The organism is Pseudolysinimonas sp., assembly GCF_057350545.1.
This window is the reverse complement of sequence record NZ_JBMRCP010000009.1, coordinates 1-3,885: the sequence shown is the minus strand read 5'-3', so window position 1 is coordinate 3,885 and position 3,885 is coordinate 1. Positions and strand designations below refer to the sequence as shown.

The 3,885-nt window shown below is 69.4% G+C and carries 7 protein-coding genes; 4 read left to right on the top strand and 3 right to left on the bottom strand.

Annotated features, from left to right (window positions below; all coding sequences use genetic code 11):
- The first annotated feature begins 37 nt into the window (after positions 1-37).
- From ACO1X9_RS01230 to ACO1X9_RS01215, 4 genes are all read left to right on the top strand, one after another.
- Positions 38-550 carry a DUF3145 domain-containing protein gene (locus tag ACO1X9_RS01230; RefSeq protein ID WP_486349012.1) on the top strand — a complete coding sequence of 171 codons (513 nt, stop codon included), beginning with the start codon at positions 38-40 and terminating at the stop codon, positions 548-550.
- Positions 551-569: 19 nt separating this feature from the next.
- Entirely contained in the window at positions 570-722 is a 153-nt protein-coding gene (locus tag ACO1X9_RS01225) for a hypothetical protein (RefSeq protein WP_486349011.1), read from the top strand.
- A gap of 124 nt (positions 723-846) precedes the next feature.
- Entirely contained in the window at positions 847-1,182 is a 336-nt protein-coding gene (locus ACO1X9_RS01220) for an ArsR/SmtB family transcription factor (RefSeq protein WP_486349010.1), read from the top strand.
- Positions 1,179-1,583, top strand: coding sequence for an SRPBCC family protein (locus ACO1X9_RS01215; protein WP_486349009.1), 405 nt, complete (start codon positions 1,179-1,181; stop codon positions 1,581-1,583). The genes ACO1X9_RS01220 and ACO1X9_RS01215 overlap by 4 nt, the downstream gene beginning before the upstream one ends.
- Here the strand turns inward: ACO1X9_RS01215 and ACO1X9_RS01210 are convergent.
- The 3 genes from ACO1X9_RS01210 to ACO1X9_RS01200 all read right to left on the bottom strand — a co-directional run bounded on the left by ACO1X9_RS01210 (position 1,580) and on the right by ACO1X9_RS01200 (position 3,884).
- Positions 1,580-2,215, bottom strand: a complete 636-nt coding sequence (locus tag ACO1X9_RS01210; protein ID WP_486349008.1) for an MSMEG_1061 family FMN-dependent PPOX-type flavoprotein — start codon at positions 2,213-2,215, stop codon at positions 1,580-1,582. The genes ACO1X9_RS01215 and ACO1X9_RS01210 overlap by 4 nt on opposite strands.
- A gap of 125 nt (positions 2,216-2,340) precedes the next feature.
- Positions 2,341-3,582: a beta-ketoacyl-[acyl-carrier-protein] synthase family protein gene (locus tag ACO1X9_RS01205; protein WP_486349007.1), complete on the bottom strand. Its 1,242-nt coding sequence runs from the start codon at positions 3,580-3,582 to the stop codon at positions 2,341-2,343.
- A gap of 98 nt (positions 3,583-3,680) precedes the next feature.
- On the bottom strand, positions 3,681-3,884 hold the full coding sequence (locus tag ACO1X9_RS01200) for an acyl carrier protein (protein WP_486349006.1): 204 nt from the start codon (positions 3,882-3,884) through the stop codon (positions 3,681-3,683).
- Position 3,885 lies beyond the last annotated feature (1 nt).

The following is a 3,885-nucleotide window of genomic DNA, read 5'->3' as shown; positions in this document are numbered from 1 at the left end:
CGATGGGGAAGTCGCATCCTGACGAATGGAGAGAGAAGTGGCTGCTGTGCAATCGAAGATCGCACGCGGAGTGGTCTACATCCACTCCGCGCCCAGCGCGCTGCGCCCCCACGTCGAGTGGGCTGCGGGTCGCGCCCTCGGTCGCGCCGTCAACTTCGACTGGCGCGAGCAGCCCGTTCTCAAGGGCTCTTTCCGCACGGAGTTCTTCTGGGAGGGCGACCGGGGCACCGGCGCCGCCCTCGCATCCGGTCTGCGCGGTTGGGAGCACCTGCGCTACGAAGTCACCGAGGATGCGGGGCTCGGCACCGACGGCGGCCGCTGGATGCACACGCCCGACCTCGGCATCTTCTACGCCCAGACCGACACCGTCGGCAACATGGTGATCCCCGAAGATCGGGTGCGTTTCGCGATGGAGACCGCCGGATCGGATGCCTTCGAGCTTCACCGCGAACTGCGCCTCGCCCTCGGGCAGGCGTGGGACGACGAGCTCGAGTCGTTCCGGCTCGCCTCGGAGGACTCGCCCGTGATCTGGCTGCACAAGGTCGGCTGAGAGGAAGGTCGGCTGAGCCATGCGCACCCCGAGAATCACCCAGATCCTGCAGGCCGAAGTCGCCGAGATCCTGACGGCCGACGAGATCCTCGACACCTCGGCCCTCGCGCCGCTCGGTGCCGACGGCGAAGGCGAGTGCCTCGCCCACGACGGCTGCCGATCGGTGACCTGAGAACACCCCAGACCCCCCAACGCGGCTGTTCGCCCGACGCCCGACTCCACCCAGAGCCGAACCCGCCATCGGGCGAACAGCCGCACTCTTGCGTCCGGGGTTCCTGTCGGGAATACTTTACCGAGTGGTAAATGATCCTCTCGATCGCGTGTACGGCGCCCTCGCCGACCCGACGCGGCGCGGGATGCTGGAGCGGCTCCGACGCGGACCGCTCACCGTGAGCGACCTCGGCCGACCGCTCGGCATGACGCTCGCGGGCGTCGGCAAGCACATCGCCGTGCTCGAAGGCGCGGGGCTCGTGCACACCCGGAAGTCGGGACGGGTGCGCACGTGCGAGCTGCGCGGCGAGGCGTACACCGAGGCCGCCGCCTGGATCGACGAGCAGCGGGCGTTCTGGGAGGAACGGCTGGACCGCATGGAGCAGTTCTTGGAAGGCAGAGCCCTGGAGGAGAAGCCGTGACCGAGTTCCGAGTGCAGCGAGTCGTGCCGAAAGCCGTCGAGGAGGTCTGGGCGGCGTTCACCGATCCGGCGGCCCTCGGGGCGTGGTTCTGGCCGGAGCGCTTCGAGACGACGGTCGAGATCGACCTTCGCGTCGGCGGCGCGTTCCGCATCGCCTCAGCCCCGGTCGGGATGGCCGTGAGCGGCACGTACCAGGAGGTCGAGGAGCCCGGGAGGCTCGTCCACACGTGGCGCTGGGACGGCGAGGACGAGGAGACGCTCGTCACCCTGACGCTCGTGCCCGTCGACGGCGGCACGGGGATCACGATCCTGCACGAGCGGTTCAGCGACCCCGAGGCGGCGGAGCAGAACGAGCTCGGGTGGAACTCCTGCCTCGACAGGCTCGCCCCCACGGCGCCCTAGTAGTAGAGGCCCTTCGAGTAGTTCGACACCTCGTAGTACGCGTCGAGCTCCTCGAGCGGGGTGTCGGGTCGCTCACACAGCTGAGCGATCACCGCGCGACGCGCCACGGCATCCGGAGTCCAGGTCTCGGGCTCCCACAGCTTCGAGCGCAGGAACGCCTTCGAGCAGTGGTGGAAGACCTCGTCGATGTCGACGACGACCGCGAGGAGCGGGCGATGGCCCGTGACGACCATCTCGTCGAAGAACGGGGCGTCGCGCACGAGCCGTGCGCGACCGTTGACGCGGAGGGTGTCGCCGCGGCCGGGGATCACGAACAGCAGCCCGACGTGCGGGTTATCGAGGATGTTGCGGTACCCGTCGGCGCGACGGTTGCCGGGTCGCTCGGCGATCGCGATCGTCGTGTCGTCGATCACGTGGACCAACTGCCCCGCGGGGTCGCCCTTCGGTGACGCGTCGACACCGTGCGCGCCGGCCGTCGCCATGACGCAGAACGGCGAGGCCGCGAGCCACTCCCGATCGATCGGCAGCAGCGCGGGGCGTGCCTTGTCGCGGGTGCGGGGGAGCGGCTCTCCGATCACCTCCGTGAGCGCGTCGAGGTCGTCGATCGTCTCCCAGGTGCCGGTCTCCGTCACGCTCTCAACCTACGCTCGCGCGGCAGCGGCATCCCTCAGGATCCCTTCCGCGCGCGCGGAATGTCGCAGGAGTTGCAGATTGCTCGCGGAGAACGGAGCAATGTGCAACTAACCCGACAAAACCCCTACTCGTCCCAGGAGCGGATCGCGACGACGGCGTTGTGGCCGCCGAAGCCGAAGGAGTTGCTGATCGCGAGCTGCGGGCCGTCGCCGAGCGGGTGCGGCTTCGTGGGCACGAGCAGCGGGATCTCGGGGTCCTGATCGTCGAGGTTGATCGTCGGCGGGGCGAGGCGGTTCTGCACCGCGAGCACCGTGATGATGGCCTCGAGCGCACCCGTGCCGCCGAGCAGGTGCCCGTGGGCGCCCTTCGTGGCCGAGACCGGGATCTCGTGCACCCGCTCGCCGAACACCGCGAGCAGCGCCTTGTACTCGGCGATGTCCCCGACCGGGGTGCTCGTCGCGTGCGCGTTGATGTGCGTGACGTCGTCGGGGGTCGCACCGGCCTGCTCGAGCGCCGCGAAGACGGCGCGGGCCGCGCCGCGGCCCTCGGGGTCGGGGGCGGTGATGTGGTACGAGTCGCTCGTCACGCCGCCGCCGGCGATCTCGGCGTAGATCTTCGCGCCGCGGGCCTGGGCGTGCTCGAGGGTCTCGAGCACGAGCGTGCCGGCGCCCTCGCCCATGACGAAGCCGTCACGGTTGACGTCGTACGGCCGCGAGGCGCGCGTCGGGTCGTCGTTGCGCTTCGAGAGGGCCTGCATCGACGAGAACGACGCGAGGGTGATCGGGTGGATGCACGACTCGGTGCCACCGGCGAGCACGATGTCGGCGAGGCCCTGCTGGAGATGGTCGTAGGCGTTCGCGATCGCCTCCGTGCTCGACGCGCACGCCGAGACGTCGGTGCGGGCGAAGGCGCGGGCGTCGAGGTCCATGCTCACCGCGGCCGACGCCGCATTCGGCATGAGCATCGGCACCGTCATCGGGAGCACGCGGCGCGGCCCCTTCTCGCGGAGGGTGTCCCACGCATCCAGGAGAGTCCAGAGCCCGCCGATGCCGGTCGAGTAGTCGACGCCGAGACGGGTCTTGTCGATGTCGGGCGCACCGGCATCCGCCCACGCTTCGCGGGCCGAGATGAGGGCGAACTGCGAACTCGGATCGAGGCGCTTGGTCTCGACGCGCTCGAGCACCTCCTCGGGGCGCACCTTCGCCTCCATGGCGAAGGTGACGGGGAGGTCGTACTGGGCGACCCAGTCCTGCGCGAGGCTGTTGGCCCCGGACTCGCCGGCGAGCAGAGCCGTCCAGGTGTCCTGGGCGGTCCCGCCGAGCGGGGTGGATGCACCGATGCCGGTGACGACGATTCGCTTGGTCATTCGAATTCGTTCTCCGTAAGAGTGGGCGGGGGCTCGCGCCCCCACCCGATGTCTGCAGGGCGGGGGCTCGCGCCCCCACCCGATGTCTGGACTCGGGGTCAGGCCGAGGCGTTGACGATGAACTTGACGGCGTCGCCGACGGTCGTGAGGTTCTTCACTTCCTCGTCGGGGATCTTCACGTCGAACTTCTCCTCGGCGTTGACGACGATCGTCATCATCGAGATGGAGTCGATGTCGAGGTCGTCGGTGAACGACTTGTCGAGCTCCACGCTGTCGGTCGCGATGCCGGTCTCGTCGTTGATG

What these genes read in the sequence shown, in the direction of transcription:
- ACO1X9_RS01205 (WP_486349007.1), bottom strand. Translation starts at nt 3,582, where the DNA reads ATGACCAAGCGAATCGTCGTCACCGGCATCGGTGCATCCACCCCGCTC.
- ACO1X9_RS01225 (WP_486349011.1), top strand. Translation starts at nt 570, where the DNA reads ATGCGCACCCCGAGAATCACCCAGATCCTGCAGGCCGAAGTCGCCGAG.